Below are 19,380 nucleotides of genomic sequence, written 5' to 3'. Positions count from 1 at the left end.
TACCGTTAACTTTTGTGGTTAGCGTAATACAAAAACTACATGTCCGGATCATGCAGATGCATGCATATATCATAGCTTAAACGGCTTATATATGCCCTTTCCAAATATCGATCAAATACCCTTAAAAAGGTTTGACCACTATGGTATGAGTGCGGGATTCATTGCGTTTCCTTTAAACAGCTCAACAGGAAATGACGTCAGCAAAGAAATTTTTAACTTACGTCTATCATTTGACTCATATTTGAAAGCGGACGGTAGGCAAGCTGTTGCCAAAATTATAGGCGGAGCCACTGGTCTGAAGTATAACTATTTAGATTTAATTGTTTGGGATTATGAAGGCTTTATAAATGAGGCGAAAAATTTCTTTTTAGATCAGGGAGTTGATAAAGTCTATTTTCGTACTTTTTTCACTGGTGCCAAAACTATTATTATAAAAGACGGGGACACTTTACCGCTGGCTTTAGTAGATGATCTGCCTCTCGATAAAAAGCGTTTCGCAAATAGTTATGAGGCCATCAAGTACGCTGATAGTATTGTGGGTTCTGACCAAAAGTTCGAACTAGAAGCAGAATTTCAAGCGGCAATAAATCTTGAGAACAGCATAACCATGCTATTTAGGGAAAAAAGAAAGCTAGAAGAAGATAGTCAAGAAGTTAACGAAAATGCAGAAGATAGCCTAAACAATAACGAAATGTTAGACCATATCAAAAATATTTATAAGCACGAAGGGGCTAAAGAATGCGTAGAAATCATGCTTAATTGTTATGATTTAGCGATGTTTGGTGAGCTTGTTTATATTCTTGAGGGGCTAGAACGCAAGCATTGGACCTTTAAACACGCCATGAATACTGTCGCATGTTTGTTATGCTACGGTATACGTAGTGATGAAATGCGTCGTGTCGATAAATACAAAGCGGAGCGGGCTATTTTACGAGCCATCGACTTATTAAAGGAATATGAGTCCGAGGGCACAAACGATGTTCGATGGAATAAGTTTATGGCATTAGCCTTGAGTTCTGTTTCTGGTCAAGACAAAACAGCCATCGAATATGCTAAAAAATGGGCAAAGATAGACTCTGACAATGCAGAATGTGAAATATTTCTTATGTGGCTTGAAAGAAAGGAAAGTTTGCGCGACCCTGCATTTCAGTACGTGGAGCTTATGGAAAATTTAAGGGAAAGTTTTATTAGGTCATATAAACCTGTAAAGAAGGAGATGGTCAGAGCATTTTTGGCTGAGCAGAAATGCTTGGATGTTGAAGCTTTAATCGAGATTTTAGATAAATCATTTGGTAAAAAGGGCAGATGGTTTAGGTGGCTGAAATGGCGATAAAGCAGGGGATCGTTTCGTTAAATGATGACTGTATTTGAGCTTTCTTAGTCATCAAACATCATTATCTCTTTGTAACCTTCTATTAGACGCATTGCAAGGCGATTAATTATCCCTTGACCAGGCTTCAATAATCACTTTCTGAGGCCTGGCGCTGCGGCTGTATGCACCATATCTACAAAACTTATGGGGCTATACTTCATCCCCATAATCAAAACTGGCCATACCCAAAAGCCACTTCACTTAGTCCGATAGTCAATGAAATGTTGACTGCCATGTTAAATATCTCCCCCGCAAACAATAGCTGTAGCACTAACTACAGCTATATCCTCACAGCATCAGTGACCAAAACAGAAGGCATTGCAGATAGTGCTACTTTTGCCAGCTAATGCGTCGTTACAAAATCAAGCTACTTATGGATACGTAGCAAAATGGCACTTCACTTAATCCACCCTCAAAGGTAATGGATCTACTCGTACTCAATGAATCATTAAATTGGACTACTTTGCCTCATAAAAGATTTGTTCATGCAGTTTTGTCTTGCTGCAGCGTAGGCTAACAAGCTTTTGTACATCATAGAGCTAATGCTGTCATATCGGTTATTGCTATGGGGATATGCACGATGTGAGACATATTTTTAGCATTTAGTTTTGACAGTCATCTAAAAAACACATTCTGTCGGTTGTGATGGCCTAACAGTGGCGCTAATGTTTGTGTAAGCTTAGCTAAATGAAGATGGCCACTTAAGCCATGAGCGCACATGGATTGCCACGATTCGGCAGGTGCTTCTAGCAACATAGGTTGAACATGATACTGCAGGTGTTTCTAGCAGATATAGATTCCTATGATTCGGCAGGAGCTTCTAGCCACATAGATTGCGCAAGATGCTGCAGCTGCATTTAGCTTGCTCAGTAGATACGATTTGGGGGTTACATGGATATTTTAGAACAATGCCAAAAGTGGCATGAGGAAGAAAAGTTCGACAAGATCATTAAGGCGCTTGATGCCATAGATCCTAGCGAGCGTACCCCTGAAATGGATAGTGAGCTAGCAAGGGCGTTAAATAATCTCGGCGTACGTGCCAAGAACGGCAGCTACATGCTAAAGATAGCAATTTCGCTGTTAAAGAAGCACGAAGAGCTCATGGGTGAGAGCTATCTTTGGAACTATCGTATGGGCTATGCCCATTATTTTCTTGATAAGAATGGCCCCGCACTTAAGTATTTTATGAAGGCCAGTGAGATTGAGCCTGATGATGAAGATTGCGATGCCTTCATTTCTAATTGCATCAAGCGCTTAACCTTACCAATCTATGAGCGCAACTTTAGAACCCGTGTCCTCATGGCATGGTTAACCTTTGCTGATCAAGAAAATGAAATCCGCAGTCTATTGGGCAAGAAAACCAAGCCGCTTAAGCAACAAGAAGCGCGTGATAGGGCCTTTAAGATTTTTAGTGACGGTATTCATTATTTTGGATTCTCTGTCGGCTTTAATGGTAGCAAGTATGAGCTTATATTTAGCCCTTTAGGCAATTCCATCACCTTGCTAGAGCTTAGCTTTTTAAAACAACATGCTCCAGAGGCTGTCTTGAAGCATTGGGACATTGTTATTGGTAGAGCAGCTACTAATGATAATTATCATATGGTGGGTGATGTTGAACTTAGCAATGAAGAGCTGCAGCTATGGCTATCTGAGGACAATGGCAAGCTTAAGATCTCAGCTTATTGCCCAAAACTCAAGGGAGTAATGGCTAATAGTTTTAAAGCTGCCTCAAAGGTAGTTGAAGCTATCATATACACAGCCATAGGCGAGATTGCTTATATGCGCTATGTCCGAGAGCTTGAGCTTTTAGATGAGCCCAAGGCAGATAAGCATATTCTTCTTTGCAGCCTGCAAAATAAGCTCAGCGCGATGGGCTGTGATCTAAATATCGACGCGCAGCAGTACCTTGAGACCAATTTTGACAGATACACAAGAAAGGTCGATGAAGAGCCATCTAAGATATGGCGCGATGATATTGTGGCAGGCTCAACTTGTGTGCCAGAGCTTATTGAAGGCTACTTTTACGATGATGAGAGTGCTATAGACAAGCTGCATGATGACGGTGTTGCTGCTGGATTTATTGCCTACTCATTAGACAGCTTTGATGGGGACGAGCGTACTGATAAGATCTTTGCCTTCCGCGAAGCCTTTGAGGAGTATTTGTCCCAGGATGGACTAGATGATGTGGTCAAAGTTGTTGGTGGTGCTACAGGCGTAGACTTTGGGTATGTCGATGTGCTGGTCTGGGATCTTGTGCCCTTCTTAGATGCTGCCAAAGCTTTCTTTGATGATAGCAAGATCGAGCATGCCGTTTTCCATACATTCCGCAAGAATGTAGGTACAGTGACCCTCAAGAAGGCTGAGGAAGATGCCCAAGATCAAGAACAAGTTAATCCTCAGTCTAATGATGATGGCATTTGCTACGCACAAGATCATCAAGAAGCAGATGATGCAGATAATTTAGCCGCTCAAGAACAAGATGAAGTCACGGACGCACTAGGCTCTTATGATGATGCTGAAACTGACTCTTTTGATATGACTGAGCAAGCAAATGAGCCTAGTCAAGAGCTTGTCTACGATCCTCAACATCCTCAAGCATTCTATGCGCAAATTGACGAGTTCAATGATGATGACGAATACTTAAAGAGCATTACAGCTCTTGAGAGTGTCGATCGCAAGTATTGGGACTTTAACCATGCTTATCTTTTAGTTAGAGCTTTGCAAAACTACGCCATTATTGGCGATCAATTGGATAAGACGTCAAGCTACAAGGGCGATCAAGCTTTGCTACGCTCCCTTAAACTGCTAAAGGAATTTCAAGCTCAGGGTAAAAAAGAGGCACGCTGGCATATGCGTATGGCCTATGGCTATCAGTACTTATACGGTCAAGAAGAACAAGCCATTGCTTATGCCAAAACATGGGCTGAGCTAGACTCTGAGGATGAGGATGCTAAAAGGGTAATTAATGAGTGCCAAGAACAGATCGAAAAACGCTCAGCACCACTCATTGATATTATGGATGAGTTTGATGAGCCGGATGACTCTGAGGACGGTGAGGCATCTTCAGTCAATCGCAAGGGTCAATTTGTCTGCTCAATCTTGCTTGATAAGCTTGGCTTTGACAAAGATGCATTGCTTGAGATTTTGAAGACTCAATGGGGTATCGTCGATGAGGTCGACGATAGCGTTGAAGCTGCTGCAGAGGCTGAGTCTGATGCAGAAGCTGGCGCTGCAGAAGATTGCGATGGTGATGATGGCGCTGACTCTGAGGCACAGGCACTTAAGGATGATATAAAATCTGAGGCTTTAGTTATTCGACAAGGCAAGATGTTTGTAGCCATTTCATACATGCCATGCAAGGTTCCTCAAAAAGACATTATGTATGCGGCAGAAAACAATTACATGTGGCCTGATGCGCATAAAGCCGCTAAACAGCATAAGGCCCATATCTTAATTGCCGTGGTTGGTCAGGAAAGTGAGCTCATGGATCGAGCCATGGTCTTTGCCAAGGTTGCAGCTGCATGCTGTGCTCTCAAATCGGTAAGTGCGGTTTTCTTCAACAATGTCATCATTCAAAAAGAGTTCTATGCTGATATGGCAAACCTCATGAAAGATGACATTTTGCCGCTTAACAATTGGATTTGGTTTGGTCTGTACAAGAGCAAGAATGGCTTATGCGCCTACACATATGGTCTTGATTTATTTGGCAAAGAGGAAATCGAGGTGCTAGATGCAGCTTGTGAGCCGGCTCAATTGCGCGATTTTATCTATGATCTTGCAAACTATGTCATCGCCTATGATGTTACCTTGCAAGATGGTGAAACCATCGGCTTTAGTGCCACGGACAAGCACACTATTACACGCTCAGATGGTGTAGCTCTCCCAGGTCAGCAAACACTCAAGGTCGAGTTTTTCAAAAACGCTAAGAGCGAGGAAGAACAAGACGAAATTGCTTTGAGCGACGAGTAAAGAAAACACGGTTAGAGCTCTGTGAGCGATGAGTAATAAACCATGCTCTGAGCACTTTGAGCGATGAGAAATAAGTCTTGCGTAGAGTGCTTGGAGCGATGGGAAATAAGTCCGGCTAAGAGCACTTTTGACTACGGGCAATAGTCCATGCTTAGAGCGCATTAAGCTATGAGTAGCAAGGCGTGGTAGGGTTTTCTCGTCCTAATCAATGTTATTATCAATATTGAGTCGCAAGACGATCATCTAATCTAACTAACTTAGCAAGAAAGTCGGCACTTCTGCCCCCTTCTAAAAGGATCAGGTCTATGTGTCAGTTTCTTATGAGGTGACAATGGATATCTTACAGAAGTGCCAAAAGTGGCATAAAGAAAAAAAGTTCGACAAGATCATTAAGGAGCTTGATGCCATAGATCCTAGCGAGCGTACCCCACAAATGGATTGTGAGCTTGCAAGGGCGTTCAATAATCTCGGCGTACGTACCAAGAACGGCAGCTACATGCTAGACATAGCAATTTCACTGCTAAAGCCGCACGAAGAGCTCATGGGCGAGAGCTATATTTGGAACTATAGTATGGGCTATGCCCATTACTTTCTTGATAAGAAGGGCCCTGCACGTAAGTATTTTATGAAGGCCATTGATATTGAGCATGCGGGTAAAGATTGCTATGTATTCATTTATAATTGCATCATGAGCTTAACCTTACCGAGATATGAGCCCGACTTTAGAACCCGTGTCCTCATGGCATGGTTAACCTTTGCCGATCAAGAAAAAGAAATCCGCAGTCTATTGGCTAAGAAAAACAGGCAGCTTAAGCGCCAAAAAGCGCGTGATATGGCCATTAAGATCTTCAGAGACGTTATTCATAATTTTGGGTTCTCTATAGGCTTTAATGGCAGTAGGTATGAGCTTACATTTAGCCCTTTAGGCAATTCCATCACCTTTCTGGAGCTTAGCTACTTAAAACAACATGCGCCAAAGGCTGTCTTAAAGCATTGGGACATTGTTATTGGTAGAGCTGCTACTAATGATAATTATCATATGGTGGGTGATGTTGCGATCAGTAATGATGAGCTGCAGCTATGGCTATCTACGGGTCAAGGCAAGCTTAAGCTCTCAGCTTATTGCCCAAAACTTAAGGGAGTAATGGCTCATAGCTTAAAGGCGGCCTCAAAGATAGTTGAAGCTATCATATACACAGCTATAGGCGAGATTGCTTATATGTACTATGTCCGAGAGCTTGAGCTTTTAGATGAGCCAAAGTCAGATAAGCATCTTCTTCTTTGCGACCTTCAAAATATACTCATCTCAGTGTGCGGTGATCTAAATATCGATGATCAGCAGTACCTTGAGACCAATCTTTACAGATACACAAGCAACGTCGTTGAAGAGCCATCTAAGATATGGCGCGATGATATTGTGGCAGGCACAACTTTTGTGCCAGATCTTATGGATGGCTACTTTAACGATGACGAGAGTGCTATAGACAAGCTGCATGATGACGGTGTTGTGGCTGGATTTATTGCCTTCTCATTAGACAGCTTTGATGAGGATGAGCGTGCTGATCAGATCTGTGCCTTCCGTGAGGCCTTTGAGGAGTATTTGACCCAGGATGGACTTGATGATGTGGTCAAAGTTTTTGGTTCTGCTACAGGCGTAGAGTTTGGTTATGTGGATGTACTGGTCTGGGATCATTTCCCATTCTTAGATGCTGCCAAAGCTTTCTTTAAAGATAGCAAGATCGAGCATGCCGTTTTCCATACATTCCGCATGAATGTAGGCTCAGTGATCCTCAAAAAGCCAGCCAGAAATCAAGGGCAATTAAGGCACAAGAGCGATTACGATGTCATATGGTTCGCAAAAGATGATTATGTAACTGACAGTATCGATATGACTGAGCCTAGTCAAGAACTCGTCTACGACCCTCAACATCCTCAAGCATTCTATGCGCAAATTGAAGATCTAAATGATGACAACGAGTACTCAAAGAGCATTGCAGCTCTTGAGACTGTCGATCGCAAGTACTGGGACGTTAACCATGTTTATCTTTTAGTAAAGGCTTTGCAAGGCTACGCCACTGTGGGCGATAAATTGAATCAAGCACCAAAGTACAAGGGCGATCAAGCTTTGCTACGTTCTATTAGGCTGTTAAAGGAGTTCAAATCTCAGGGTCAAAAAGAAGCTCGGTGGCATAGCCTCATGGCCTATATCTACCATTTATTATATGGTCAACAAGAACAAGCCATTGCTTATGCCAAAACATGGGCTAAGCTAGATCCTAAGGATAAGAATGCTCAAGAGCTAATTAAAGAGTGTCTAGAAGAGATCGAAGAACGCTCTGTACCACTCATTAAGCTTATGGATGGGTTTTATAATCTGGATGACACTGATGACAGTGAAGACACTGAGTGCGGTGATGACACTGATGACTCCGATGAAAGTGAAGACACTGAGTGCGGTGATGACACTGATGACTCCGATGAAAGTGAAGGCACTGAGTGCGGTGATGACACTGATGACTCTGAGGATGGTGACGCATCTTCAGTCAATCGCAAGGGCCAATTTATCTGCTCAATCATGCTTGATAAGCTCGGCTTTGACAAAGATGCATTGATTGAGAGTTTGAAAAATCAATGGGGCATTGTCGATGTGCTCGAAGGTAGCGTTCCAGCTTTTACAGAAGATGATGAAGAAGATAGCGCTGAGTCTGAGGCTTTATATATTCGACAAGGCAAGATGTTGGCATTCATTTCATACAAGCCATGCAAGCTTCCTCAGAAAAACCTTGAGTATGCGGCGCAAAACAATTTCATGTGGCCTGATGCGCATAAAGCACTTAAACAGCATAAGGCACATTTCGAAGTTGTCGTGGTTGACAAGGAAAGTGAGCTTATTGATCGAGCCATGCTCTTTGCCAAGATTGCAGCAGCATGCTGTGCGCTCAAATCGGCAAGTGCGGTTTACTTCAACTATGTCATCATTCAAAAAGAGTTCTATGCTGATATGGCAAATATCATGAAATATGACATTTTGCCGATTAGCAATTGGATTTGGATTGGTCTGTACAAGAGCAAGAATGGCATGTGCGCCTACACATGTGGCCTTGATTTATTTGGCAAAGAGGAAATCGAGGTGCTAGACGCTGCTTGTGAGCCTAAGCAATTGCACCAATTTGTCTATTATCTTGCACACCATGTCATCTCCAATGAGATCACCTTGGAAGATGGTGGAACCATCGGCCCTAATGCCACGGACATGCACACTATTACACGCTCAAAAGGTGTTGCCAACCCAACTCAGCAAACACTCAAGGTCAAGTATTTTAAACCACCAAAAGCGTGTAAAAAAACACGGTAATAGCGCTTGAGGCGAGTAGCAATAAACCATGCTCTAAGCGCTTTTGGCGATGGGAAATAAGTCGTGCTTAGAGTGCTTGGAGCGGTGGGCAAGAGCAATCAACTTTGCGCATGCCGTGTTTTATAGGCAAGTTGCAAGTAGCATCTTGCTCTCATTACCATCCAACCCCACGGACAAGTCCGTGGGAATTTAGCTATAGTTCGTACCTTGCCAAGGCATGTTGTACAAGCTTGACGGTGTGCTGTCGTAATTTGCTTTGGCAGTGCGCTTTTCGTGTTGTGAAAGTAGGAGTTTTTTATGGCTGATACAAAAGCTCTTGAGCAGGAGATCCCTGAACTTGCTCAAGCTATGATGGATTATTTAGGCTGTGAGTGTACCTTCTTTGCTCCAAGCACTGATGATGCGCCGATTTTACAGGCCTTAAAAGAGGCAAAGGCTCAAGCACAACAAGGTGGCTATGTGCCTATGTTAATTGCCGTTGACGAGACTCTTTTTGATTGTCTGATCATGAACAGCGATGAAGGCAATGAAGATATGTACGAGTTTGACAAAGATTCGGTTGCCTCTTACCGCAAGCAGCATTTGTCACTCAGTCTTGGCAATGGCAAAGACACGCTCAATAAGATGCTCGATGTTTCAATGTCATATGCTAAGGAAGATGACATTGATTGGGACTCAGAGATTGTGGGCACAATGGAGGGTGGCGACGAAGGCGAAGATGGCGATAGCTTTGGTGGCTATTGGGACTATGATGATAAATGCACATTACCTCTAATCTTAGCCAAGATCCCGGTCAAGCATCCTTGGGAGGTATTTGCCTATGTGCCTTTTGGCAATTGGAATGAGTGTCCTGACACTCAGGTTCTGATGGAAGTGAGCAAGTATTGGTTTGAAAAGTACGGTGCCATTCCTGCAGTACTAACCCATGATGTACTTGAGTTTGATCTCCCTGAGGCCATTGCAAAAGATGTCGCCATGGAAGTTGCTCTTGAGCAATATGTATTTTGTGAAGACATTGTTTCTCAAGGCACTGGAACAGTGGGTGCTCTTGCAGACACTTTGTGGCGTTCTAAACATTGGTATTTCTGGTGGGATTAGTCATTGTGCATGCATGCAATTTTGCTTGCTTGCATGCCGGTTTGACTGATGATTCTCATGCATATGAGCCAAGCTAAAGTCTTGTATGTATTGATGAAGTTATCTTGCTAATGTGCTTTACTTTGATGATGGGACAAAAGGGCACCTTGCTTTGGTGCCTTAAACAGCCCCATCATCTTAAGCGCATATGATGGATTGATGCTTATGACGATAGAAAAGCTAATTAGTGAGTACAGTGACTTCATCTTTGCCTTGTTTGGCGTTCTCTTGGTAGTCGGCTCCATACGCAATTGGGATTGGTTATGTGATCCCACAGGAAAACCTCATGCACCCTTGATGACACGAGGTTTGCTGCGTTTCATTTTCTTTTGCCTAGGCATCATCCTCATCATATGCGAGCTATATTTCGTAATTAATCGATTTATCTAGCTTGCAAAGTGCTCTGAGGCTGCGAGCGAACCAAGCAAGCGAGCCAAACAAGCTAGCAAAACAAGCTAGCCAAACAAGCTAGTCTGCGCTCTAAGCTCTAAGCTCTAAGCTCTAAGCTCTAAGCACAGAGCTATAAGCTCATGCACTTGCCATTGCCCTTGCTCTTGGCCTAGGGCTCTGGCAAAGCAAAGGGCAATTGCTGCTGTTATTAAGATAATTATGGCAAGAGGCGTTTATGAATGGCGTCATCATCATAGTCGGCATCTTGGTGGTCTTAACCTTGCTCAAGCAATTATTCGATCATGACTATGTTGCTTTGGGTTTATCCATAGTTGCGTTGCTCATCATACTGTTTGGCACGCATCACTTTCGTTAACTTGAGTTATTGAGGTGTTCTCATGGTGCAAGATAAGTCAAAGAAGACAGATAGCAAAGCTCAAGATGACAAGTACAACTATCACCTGATTCACGAGAAAGATACGGATAAGCGTATTTTAGCTGAGGCCGATACTTGTATTGCTGATATTCTCAGCTCCAAGGCAAGTGCAAGATGCACTGACTTTCCAACGTTAGTGTGCAATCACTCAGGTGAGCGCTTTTTGCCATTTCAGATAGTTGAGCGCTATTTGAACAATAGATTTGAGCCTACAAGTGATTATGATGAGGCCTATATCTTCTTTGAATCCTTGCGCCGCCTAGTTGGATGGAGAGAAATTGAGTTTCAACTAGATAAGTTCATTAAAAGCAATGTGTTTGAGCGCTACTTTGATATTCAAAGAGGTGCGAGAGGCTACTTCAGCAGCAATTCTCCGTGTACGCTTAAGAGCGATGTGACTCTTGATGAGGATGATGAGCACAGACTAAAGCTTGCTTGCTATAGTGCTGTCTGCCATAGCAGCTATGGTGCTAGCTATGAGAGCGTTACTACACAACTTTATTTTTCCTTAGTAAGTCAGCTTAGGCCAGATATGGTCAAAGCATTAAAGCAAGATGGCACTGGCAAATTGCCAAAGGACATTCGTTCTTTCAAGACTGAGCTAATGAGTGCTAAGGCTAATGATGCTTTTGCCACGATTCGTATTCAGGCAAAGGAAGATAGTGCTCAGTGCTATGAGCAGGTGCTAGATTATCTGTGCCAAGTCTTAGAACACGAGGACTTTCCAGATAGTTATGCACTTGAGTTTAGAGGGCCAAACAAAAGCTATCTGCCTATACCAGGCCTGCCTAAAAAGGGTATTAATCAGCTCTTTGCCTGCGCTGTAGCCTTTGAGTCCTTGCATCCTAAAATAGAGCGCTATGCCAATTTGGCGATGAAAGAAGATGAGTTCTACAACAACCTTTCAGATGAGCAATGCGCCATGCCTGGATCCTTTGCTATCTTTGCATTGGGACTTGCCGATTTCAAATACACTCCATTAGTTCGCAAGTATCTTAAGCTTTGCGACGACGAGCACTCGTCGCTGCAAGCTAAATTCATCATTGCCTACATGCGTAAGTATGGTTTTACCAAACAAACCATGGTCGTATTTATTGATGGTGTCATGTCGATGCAAAACTTTGAGGGGGCTAAGGACTTTAGTAAGCTTATTGCCAACGAGGAAAGCTTAACTGCCCTTATCGACCTCAAGGATCACCTTGGCGATTATCTTGATGCAAAGGATGCTAAAGACGAGAGTTTTGTCCAATATGTTCAAGATGGACTGATGTATGCTCTCTTTGGCAAGCAAAAGAACAATACCAAGAAACTTATTGAAAGCGCACCTGAGCCGCTGCGTAAACTTTACGAGCGCCTCTTACAAAGCTAATGACTGCCGCCCAAAAACAATGGCACTAGTCACCCATGAAACCGCATTCATTCACAAGCATAAGCATAAGCATAAGCATAAGCACAAGCCTCACTCTTGCACTGAGGCAAATACCATAGGCATTGCAGCACTGCACAAGAGACGGGCTACTAGCATTCAGCTAAGAGCATCTCAACGTTTTTTCAGGGGATAAGCGTATGTTCAAACTTGGATATATCGGTACTTTTGAGAGTGTGCCTAAGCTTGCTGCAGCCATATGTAATCATGATATGGACGCACTCAAAGAGCTTTTGACTGATGGTTATTGCGTCAATCGTGCCATTGAGATTAGTGAGTACTCACGCTTGTATCCTTTAGAGATCGCCGTGCTACGCGGTGATGTTGATATGACACATTATCTGCTTGAGCATGGTGCTAATCCTGATTTGTATGCTGAGCAAGCATTGCTGTTGTTAGCCATACGCAGCGGGTCTGATGAGTTAATTGAGCTTTTTGCCCCTCATGCAGCTAAGCTAAGTAGCGAGCAAAAAGAGCGTGCTTTTCAAGAAGTGCGTTGGTCCAAAAATTACCATGTGATCGAGATGCTTGAGAAAGCTTCCATCAGTGTAGCTAAGTTTGCAGGACAAACACTGCGAGCTGCAGCATCTGATGGGGATATGCAATTAGTCAAACTCTTATGTGAAAAGGGTGTGGACGTTAACTACCATAAATCAGACATGGTCTTTCCTTATGCATCTACAGCGGTTACTGAGGCTGCGCGAGCAAATCATTTTGATCTGGTGCGCTATTTAGTTGAGCGTGGGGCCGACATAAAAATCAGTGATAAGTATGGGGATAGGCCATACTCGCTTGCTCAACTCAACGGCAATGATGAGATGTCAGCTTTTCTTAAATCTTTAGAGCCAGAAGATTGGCATAACGAGCAACAAAAGCTCTTATCGTTACGGCCATTCAAGCTGCCAGTTAAGATGCTTAATTATCTAAAGAGCGGCCCGCACCGATTAGAGTTTCCAGATGGCCAATATGTAAGATGGGTGCAGTTATATACGCTTATGGATGTACAAGTCATTACGTATAAGCGCAAAAAGCTGCTCTCCTTACTTCAGTCAATGGATAACTATAGCGATTGCTTATTACTTTGGAGCGCCAAAGACAAAAAGCTGTGGTATTTAGATTACGAGCACGACGAGTTTCATCCCCTGTGCAAATGGGATGAGTTCATTGCCAATCCTGCTTTCTATATCAATGGCATGATTAGTGGCGAGTTTGATAAGTAGGTTCACGTCAGCCAAAGAAGCCTGTAAGTTAAAGATGGCATTAAGTTACGAAAGACTCACGAACTTTTGAAGTTCAAAAGACCTTATCGGACTCATTAAGCCATGCCGTGAAAAGCCGAATAATCAAAGTAAACATTGCTAAAGACCCAAGCACTCTAAATATATTGATAAAGCCTAATGAGGCCTAATGAGGTCTAGTTTGGCCTGAACAGTCCAGAAAAATTGAGATGTCTAATGAGGCCTAATCGGCCAAGAAAAAATTGAGTGAGGTAATGAGGTCTAATCAGCCCAGAAAATTGAGCGGGCTAATGGGCTGCATCAGTCCTGAATAATTGAGGTAACTAATGAGGCCTCAATCAGCAAAGAAACAATTGAGAGGGCCTGAGAGGTCTGAATAGGCACGAAAGAGATTAAGAAAGAGGTGGGTCGTCTGAATAAATATGAGAAAGCTATATGTAGTCAAGTGGCCTGCTTAGGTGGCCAAGCTTTTTCATGAATGATGGTTGGCGTATTTTGATTTACATCAAAAGATTATATGGCGAAACGGCGGAATGTGGTTAGATCACATTTCTCGTTCACCGAAAAAAAATGCACATCACCCCCATAGCTAGCCTTGGGGATGCTCTTTAAAAATCTAATTTACCAGAACTTATGAAAGATATTCATGTTTGAGATATGAACTACAACTATCTTTGTAGCTCATATCGAAGAATAGCGGGTTTAACGCAAATATGGATGGGTCTTTGAGAAGTAACGAGAATTTCTTTCCTAGCTATGCTAGTTTTGATTGAAGTATTCGTATAAATCTAAAAGCAAAGCTATCGGACCAGAAATCATGGACTGCCTATCTGCATAGTGCTTGCATACATTTTCAAATGTTGGTGGCTTTTTGTTTTTAGAAGCCGCAGCCATAATAGCTCTTTTATAACTAATGAAGTTATAGGCTAACTTATTAAGGGTGATGCTATTGCCTAGGTAGTTCTCATTGCATGATTGAATAGAGTCTTGATCAAATACCCTTTTGTTATCCAGTGGGCCATGATGACTCGACTCAATTGACCAGTAATCTAGTATTGAGAATTTAATCTGATTTAGAGTTTCTGGGCTAAATGGCAATGAGCTTATATAGAAGCGAGCATTTATAGATGATTTAGCTTCATCAATCACACCTTTCACCAAACGGTAGCTTGTTTTTGTATAACAAACAAGAGTCTGTAATCCCTTGTGTAGTTCCTCAGGCTTTAAAGGTAGCAAGCAGGCAGGCAAGATGCATATATCATATTGATCAAGTCTTCCATGTGCCTTTTCTGTGAGAGTAGGTGCACGGATAATTTGATTATTGCTCTGTGCCATCTCTGTGTTAAAAAGTTCTTTTGTCTGCTTAAAAAGCTTTTGGTTACCACCATTAGACTTTATGCAGAAAAGGTAGTCTGCACCATTGTTTATTACGGCCTCGCTTATTTTTGCAACGGTATTTAAAGCATCGGAAGAAATAAGTTTCCCTCTAACATCAATGTTAGGTAAGATTCTTAATATTCCTACTGTCTCATTGTTTTTGTTATGTACTCTAGTAGCAGCTAAAGCTTGGTTTGTAGTTGTATCATAGGCTGTTACTGCAATAGCACCTTTACGACGTCGACTCTTTTCTCCACTGAGGAACGAGGCTTTGAGCTCTTGCCCATCAAAAGCAACTACATGTTTGAAGTTATTTGCGTCCCTATACCGTTTTATTTCAGTCTCCATAAGCAAGTGTAGGATCTCTTTAGCTGCAGTGAAATATGAGCGAAGGAGCTGTTCCATTTGCTCTTCACTAATCATGCGCATGACAGTGTTAATCGTAGTTACACTTAACCTATGCTTTGGACTTGGTATGCCTGGAATTAGAAACTGTAAGGCAAGGTTATATTGGCGATACCATTGAACAATGTGCTCCGCTCTAGTATGGCCAAAGCAACGAGCCATATAGATAACAAACACTAGGACATCTAAAGGATATACAACAAACGTCTCTGACCTTTGGTCAGTAAGCATTCTTCTAATTACACAGAGGCTTTCTGATATCCACATTATCAGTTCACGTGGTGTGTTGTTATATATTCTCCAGATTTCATCAATATCAACTCTTAAGTGAGCAATATGATGTTCAACATCAATAATCTCATTAGTCTTACAGAGTATGTCTTCTTTGAATAACTCGATATATTCATTCACTCTACTTTCAAGGCAGTCTTCAGGCAGGCCAAAAGAATGGCAAGGATATTCCTTAGCCAACTCTCTTAGCTTTTCTGAAGGAGCGAAAGTATCTTGTGACATATTCTTAATGAAAAAGTGCAAGGCCAAATTTTTCATTATTTGATCATAATTTGATCTCTGTCACTAGCATCTTCATTAAACCGTGATCCTTGGATCACACTTTAATATTAGTTTTGATATATGAGTACATCTTTACGAAAGACTATTGCTCAAAACTAGTCAAAGAAGTTGTAGACGAAATCCATGCTAGAAAGATTTAAGGTAAATTAGATTTTTAAAGAGCATCCCCAAGGCTAGCTCGGGTAAAATGGCATTAAAGCAAAAATGTGAACTAAAGCATCTTTGCCGTTTCGCCATAAAAGATTAATGCGCTGAACAATCAAGGTGAACGTATGGTGCTACTCTAACTAAGCTAGTCATATGGACTATGTTTTAGCAAGGCATGGACTATGGCGCTTGGCTGTAGTTTAGTTATGAGGTGCACTATGGATGTCAAAGCAAAGCTGCTTGAGTTATGTAAGCAAGCCATTGGTTTGAACATTGGCAATGAAGAAGAATACAAATTAGGCGGCAGCCGTTTTGGCGGTGTACCTGATGTGCCTGAAGATTTTGTCTGGCCAACCTTTACCACAGGTGACCGATACTATGAAACTAAGGAGCGTTATCTGTCCTTCTTAGCTCAGTTTAACTGCAGCGAATTAGTCGAGTTGGACAAAGAACATCTTCTGCCAGATCACGGCATACTTTCGTTTTTCTATGAGCTTGATACTCAGCGTTGGGGCTTTGATCCAAAGGATAAAGGTTGTGCGCGTGTATATTATTTTGAGGACGTCTCCAAGCTTAGGGCAGCAGTCTTTCCAAGCGATATGGACGAAGATTTCATTATGCCTTGCCTCAAGATTGAGCTAAAGAAGAAAGATAGCTATCCGCAATGGGAAGACATCAGTGAAGTTTGCCCTAAAATTCGTGATGAGGACGACGCTAAAGTCGAAAAAATCTACGAAGAAATGGGGGCATACAATGATGATGAGAATCACTCACAATTGCTTGGCTGGCCAAATACTATACAAGGCAGTATGTTCTCAGAGTGCGATCTCGTCTCTCAAGGCTACAAATTAGGCGATGGCTACAAGGATGTCCCAAAGAGTATTCGTAACGAGGCAGAAAAATCATCCACTGACCGCTGGATGCTCTTATTTCAGCTCGATACAGTAGAGACTGATGATTTTGAGCTGATGTGGGGCGATTGCGGCCATATCTACTTCTTCATTCAAAAAGATGACTTAATCGCACGGCGCTTTGACAAGGTGTGGCTGGTGCTGCAGTGCTATTAGCTATTGATTGCCTAACTAAGTACACTATCAAGGAGCTGCTGCATAAATTGTCATTCTGCGCTTTGCTAATTCATGAGTACGTGCAATAGCGCAATTAATTACTTGTTTGCATGTCATACAGCTACTCATACAAAGAGTATATTGTCTCTGAGCTTTGAGCCAAGTGAGGCTCACGCTGCAGGATGAGTAGGTAAGTGTTATCTACCCTAAATTCATAGCTAGCTAGGCTCTAGCTTAAGCCTAGCTGCAGCCTTACAAAACCAACAAAACCAAAAAAAACAACAAAACTAGTAGAGCAAGCAAGCGTGGGCCCCTCGGCATGCCCTCAAGGCACATAGCTTTAGCAAAGTTGCGCCACGTCTTCCCTTGAATGCGTCTCGAAGATTTTGCTGGCAATATTAGGAGTTGTCATGAAGACTTTTGATCCAAACTATCAGCTGCTTGCTGATATGTACCGTGATGATTACTATCCACCTTTCTTAGTCGATAAGATTAAGGTCGAGCTTAACAAGTTAATCTCACTTCTAGAAACAGGTGAGCAGGATGTTGAGGTAATTCAGGACAAGCTCGATGAGATCGTCATTGCTATCAACAACTTGCAAGAAGAGTTTGACGAAAACGAGAGCGAGATTGAGACCGTTGCTAGAGACTCAATCGGCGTAACAGTTGAGTATATCCTCAAGTGGTTTGGCATCGATATCGAAATTGAAGAGGCTATCAGAGAGCGCGAGTGGTAGCGTAAACTAGAGTTAATCACAGCTAAAGACCTAAGCTCAATAGCCCATCAAGCTTGCGCTCATGCTTGCGTCCATACCGGGGCTTCTGGGCACGTTTTTGTCAATGCTTGAGCATGCTAGGCTTCCTTGAGTATGCTAGATGTGCTTGAGGGCCAGTACATGCTTGTGTATATGCTTGAGAGTACTGGAGGTGTACGAGCGAACCGTCCATGCTCGATTATGAGCTGTGGGCTTGGAGCAATTAACAGCTAAGCTTTGGATAATATGCTTGATTGACAGCATAGGTTTACATATAACTTTGAAGGAGGATGACGTCACATGCTTTATCTAAGATAAGTCTATGAGGCGTCAAATGATAGCTATGGATACTAAGACAAACTTAACTCAAGAATGGCTCGATAAGTATGAGTCAGTTAAAGACAAGCTGCAGTGCAAAGTCGACCTTGATGAGTACTTTACTAAGAGCAAGGTTGCCAATATGGATGTGGCGATTTTAGATCTTGGAAAGGCACACTTTCCTACAGGTCAAATTATTGCCTGCGATCCATTCGTTGAGCTAGAAGATTGCGAGCCATTCATACAGACCATTGCACCTGGTACATATAGCGTGCAGCTTTGTGTCGTGCCACATCAAAAGTATGGCAATCGCTATGCCTGCGCAAAGCTCAAGATCTCTGATGCTAAGGCAGTGCGCTACGAAATGGCGATGACGGGCAAAGAGAATCTAAATGAAGAAATAGGCGAGGATGAGTACTTTGGTTTTGGCGTTGATGCAGGTATGGGATGCTTTGCCGACGTCGCTGCTCAAAAGGCTTTCAAGAAAGTTTGGGAGAGTATGCTTGAAGAAGATCCGGATATTGATCCATACAATGATCTCTTTGACGATTTGCTTTGTGAAAACGCCAAGCTCCATCCTGACTATCAGCAAAGCCATGGCGAGTGGCTTAATTACACTGTCCCAAATAGCGAGAGCTCCATTGTGATGTTCACCTCTGGCTGGGGCGATGGCTATTATCCTGTCTATTTTGCCTATGATGCTCAAGGCAATGTCTGCGCAGTCTACATTCTGTTCATCGACATTGCCAAAGAATACAATGACTAAACTTCATACTAGTATAGCGATCTCTAATTTCATTAATAAAGAAGCATCCCATGAGCATTCATATGTTTGATCATTGGGGGCTCCTTTATCGCTTAGGTTAATTAAGAATCAATATACTAGGCATGCGTATAGCTAAGCAGGTTAGTCCTTATCTGATGACGATACGCGCTTATCTTTCTTGGCTTTGCTTGTCGCTTTGCGGTACATGGATCTTAGTGTGCCGCGCTTAGTGAGTTTGCTTGACAGATAGGTTACTTCATAGCTTCCATCACCTTTCACGGCACCGATGGCTCCAACTTGCCTGAGATCATTGCTAAATACAATACAGTAGCGCACAGGATCAGGGTTCTTATAACTAATGCCATAGCGCTTGTCTACAATTTGTTTAGCACCTGCTGCGAGCTTTTTGAGAACGTTTTCACCTTGGCGTGCGACCTTAAATTCAATGACAATATCAGAAAGTAATGACTCTTCAGAAGACTTGTACAAGACTAAATCAGCTCGGCCTAGGACATAATGAACCTCACGTTCTCTGGCAAGCTGTGCATGATCTAGCGCAAGATAAATGAGGTAGCTTACAAGATTTTCGGACTCATGCACTGCAAACAATTGTGCTGGTGCAGTATTGAGCAAGTCATCAAGAAAATTA

At 42.5% G+C, this 19,380-nt stretch carries 12 protein-coding genes; 10 read left to right on the top strand and 2 right to left on the bottom strand.

The genetic code is table 11. The annotated features are described in order from the left end of the window. The first annotated feature begins 91 nt into the window (after positions 1–91). From RDO37_RS07365 to RDO37_RS07340, 7 genes are all read left to right on the top strand, one after another. Positions 92–1,333, top strand: a complete 1,242-nt coding sequence (locus tag RDO37_RS07365; RefSeq protein WP_308498624.1) for a hypothetical protein — start codon at positions 92–94, stop codon at positions 1,331–1,333. 930 nt (positions 1,334–2,263) lie between these two features. Next, positions 2,264–5,341 carry a DUF4261 domain-containing protein gene (locus RDO37_RS07360; RefSeq protein ID WP_308498623.1) on the top strand — a complete coding sequence of 1,026 codons (3,078 nt, stop codon included), beginning with the start codon at positions 2,264–2,266 and terminating at the stop codon, positions 5,339–5,341. Positions 5,342–5,648: 307 nt separating this feature from the next. After that, the gene (locus RDO37_RS07355; protein ID WP_308498622.1) at positions 5,649–8,696 is read left to right on the top strand and encodes a DUF4261 domain-containing protein; all 3,048 of its coding nucleotides are present in this window, start codon (positions 5,649–5,651) and stop codon (positions 8,694–8,696) included. A 297-nt stretch (positions 8,697–8,993) separates the two neighbouring features. After that, positions 8,994–9,794, top strand: coding sequence for a DUF4253 domain-containing protein (locus RDO37_RS07350; protein WP_308498621.1), 801 nt, complete (start codon positions 8,994–8,996; stop codon positions 9,792–9,794). 198 nt (positions 9,795–9,992) lie between these two features. Next, positions 9,993–10,223 carry an Imm17 family immunity protein gene (locus RDO37_RS10860; protein ID WP_374045309.1) on the top strand — a complete coding sequence of 77 codons (231 nt, stop codon included), beginning with the start codon at positions 9,993–9,995 and terminating at the stop codon, positions 10,221–10,223. 398 nt (positions 10,224–10,621) lie between these two features. Further along, the gene (locus RDO37_RS07345; RefSeq protein ID WP_308498620.1) at positions 10,622–12,028 is read left to right on the top strand and encodes a DUF6138 family protein; all 1,407 of its coding nucleotides are present in this window, start codon (positions 10,622–10,624) and stop codon (positions 12,026–12,028) included. A 197-nt stretch (positions 12,029–12,225) separates the two neighbouring features. Next, complete coding sequence (locus RDO37_RS07340) at positions 12,226–13,305, top strand: ankyrin repeat domain-containing protein (protein WP_308498619.1); 1,080 nt, start codon at positions 12,226–12,228, stop codon at positions 13,303–13,305. A 777-nt stretch (positions 13,306–14,082) separates the two neighbouring features. On the opposite strand, the gene RDO37_RS07335 is transcribed toward RDO37_RS07340, so the two are convergent. Continuing rightward, positions 14,083–15,654: an ISAs1 family transposase gene (locus tag RDO37_RS07335; RefSeq protein WP_308498618.1), complete on the bottom strand. Its 1,572-nt coding sequence runs from the start codon at positions 15,652–15,654 to the stop codon at positions 14,083–14,085. Positions 15,655–16,043: 389 nt separating this feature from the next. Here RDO37_RS07335 and RDO37_RS07330 point away from each other — a divergent pair, with 389 nt between their 5' ends. The 3 genes from RDO37_RS07330 (at position 16,044) to RDO37_RS07320 (ending at position 18,731) form a co-directional block, all read left to right on the top strand. Next, positions 16,044–16,892 (top strand): YwqG family protein, encoded by an 849-nt coding sequence (locus RDO37_RS07330; protein ID WP_308498617.1) that lies wholly within the window; start codon positions 16,044–16,046, stop codon positions 16,890–16,892. A gap of 410 nt (positions 16,893–17,302) precedes the next feature. Further along, positions 17,303–17,629 carry a DUF5713 family protein gene (locus RDO37_RS07325; protein ID WP_308498616.1) on the top strand — a complete coding sequence of 109 codons (327 nt, stop codon included), beginning with the start codon at positions 17,303–17,305 and terminating at the stop codon, positions 17,627–17,629. Positions 17,630–17,990: 361 nt separating this feature from the next. Then, positions 17,991–18,731 carry a DUF4241 domain-containing protein gene (locus RDO37_RS07320; protein WP_308498615.1) on the top strand — a complete coding sequence of 247 codons (741 nt, stop codon included), beginning with the start codon at positions 17,991–17,993 and terminating at the stop codon, positions 18,729–18,731. Between the two features lie 141 nt (positions 18,732–18,872). On the opposite strand, the gene RDO37_RS07315 is transcribed toward RDO37_RS07320, so the two are convergent. Continuing rightward, positions 18,873–19,380: PD-(D/E)XK nuclease domain-containing protein (locus tag RDO37_RS07315; RefSeq protein ID WP_308498614.1), on the bottom strand; the 508-nt coding region annotated here is incomplete at its 5' end.

Source organism: uncultured Anaerobiospirillum sp., assembly GCF_902485895.1.
Classification (GTDB): Bacteria; Pseudomonadota; Gammaproteobacteria; order Enterobacterales; family Succinivibrionaceae; genus Anaerobiospirillum; species Anaerobiospirillum succiniciproducens.
The sequence above is the reverse complement of the archived record's forward strand: the minus strand, read 5'-3'. Positions and strand labels throughout refer to the sequence as shown.

Coding starts and splice junctions, on each gene's coding strand:
- RDO37_RS07365 (WP_308498624.1), top strand. CDS start 92: ATGCCCTTTCCAAATATCGATCAAATACCCTTAAAAAGGTTTGACCAC.
- RDO37_RS07360 (WP_308498623.1), top strand. CDS start 2,264: ATGGATATTTTAGAACAATGCCAAAAGTGGCATGAGGAAGAAAAGTTC.
- RDO37_RS07350 (WP_308498621.1), top strand. CDS start 8,994: ATGGCTGATACAAAAGCTCTTGAGCAGGAGATCCCTGAACTTGCTCAA.
- RDO37_RS10860 (WP_374045309.1), top strand. CDS start 9,993: ATGCTTATGACGATAGAAAAGCTAATTAGTGAGTACAGTGACTTCATC.
- RDO37_RS07345 (WP_308498620.1), top strand. CDS start 10,622: ATGGTGCAAGATAAGTCAAAGAAGACAGATAGCAAAGCTCAAGATGAC.
- RDO37_RS07340 (WP_308498619.1), top strand. CDS start 12,226: ATGTTCAAACTTGGATATATCGGTACTTTTGAGAGTGTGCCTAAGCTT.
- RDO37_RS07335 (WP_308498618.1), bottom strand. CDS start 15,654: ATGAAAAATTTGGCCTTGCACTTTTTCATTAAGAATATGTCACAAGAT.
- RDO37_RS07330 (WP_308498617.1), top strand. CDS start 16,044: ATGGATGTCAAAGCAAAGCTGCTTGAGTTATGTAAGCAAGCCATTGGT.
- RDO37_RS07325 (WP_308498616.1), top strand. CDS start 17,303: ATGAAGACTTTTGATCCAAACTATCAGCTGCTTGCTGATATGTACCGT.
- RDO37_RS07320 (WP_308498615.1), top strand. CDS start 17,991: ATGGATACTAAGACAAACTTAACTCAAGAATGGCTCGATAAGTATGAG.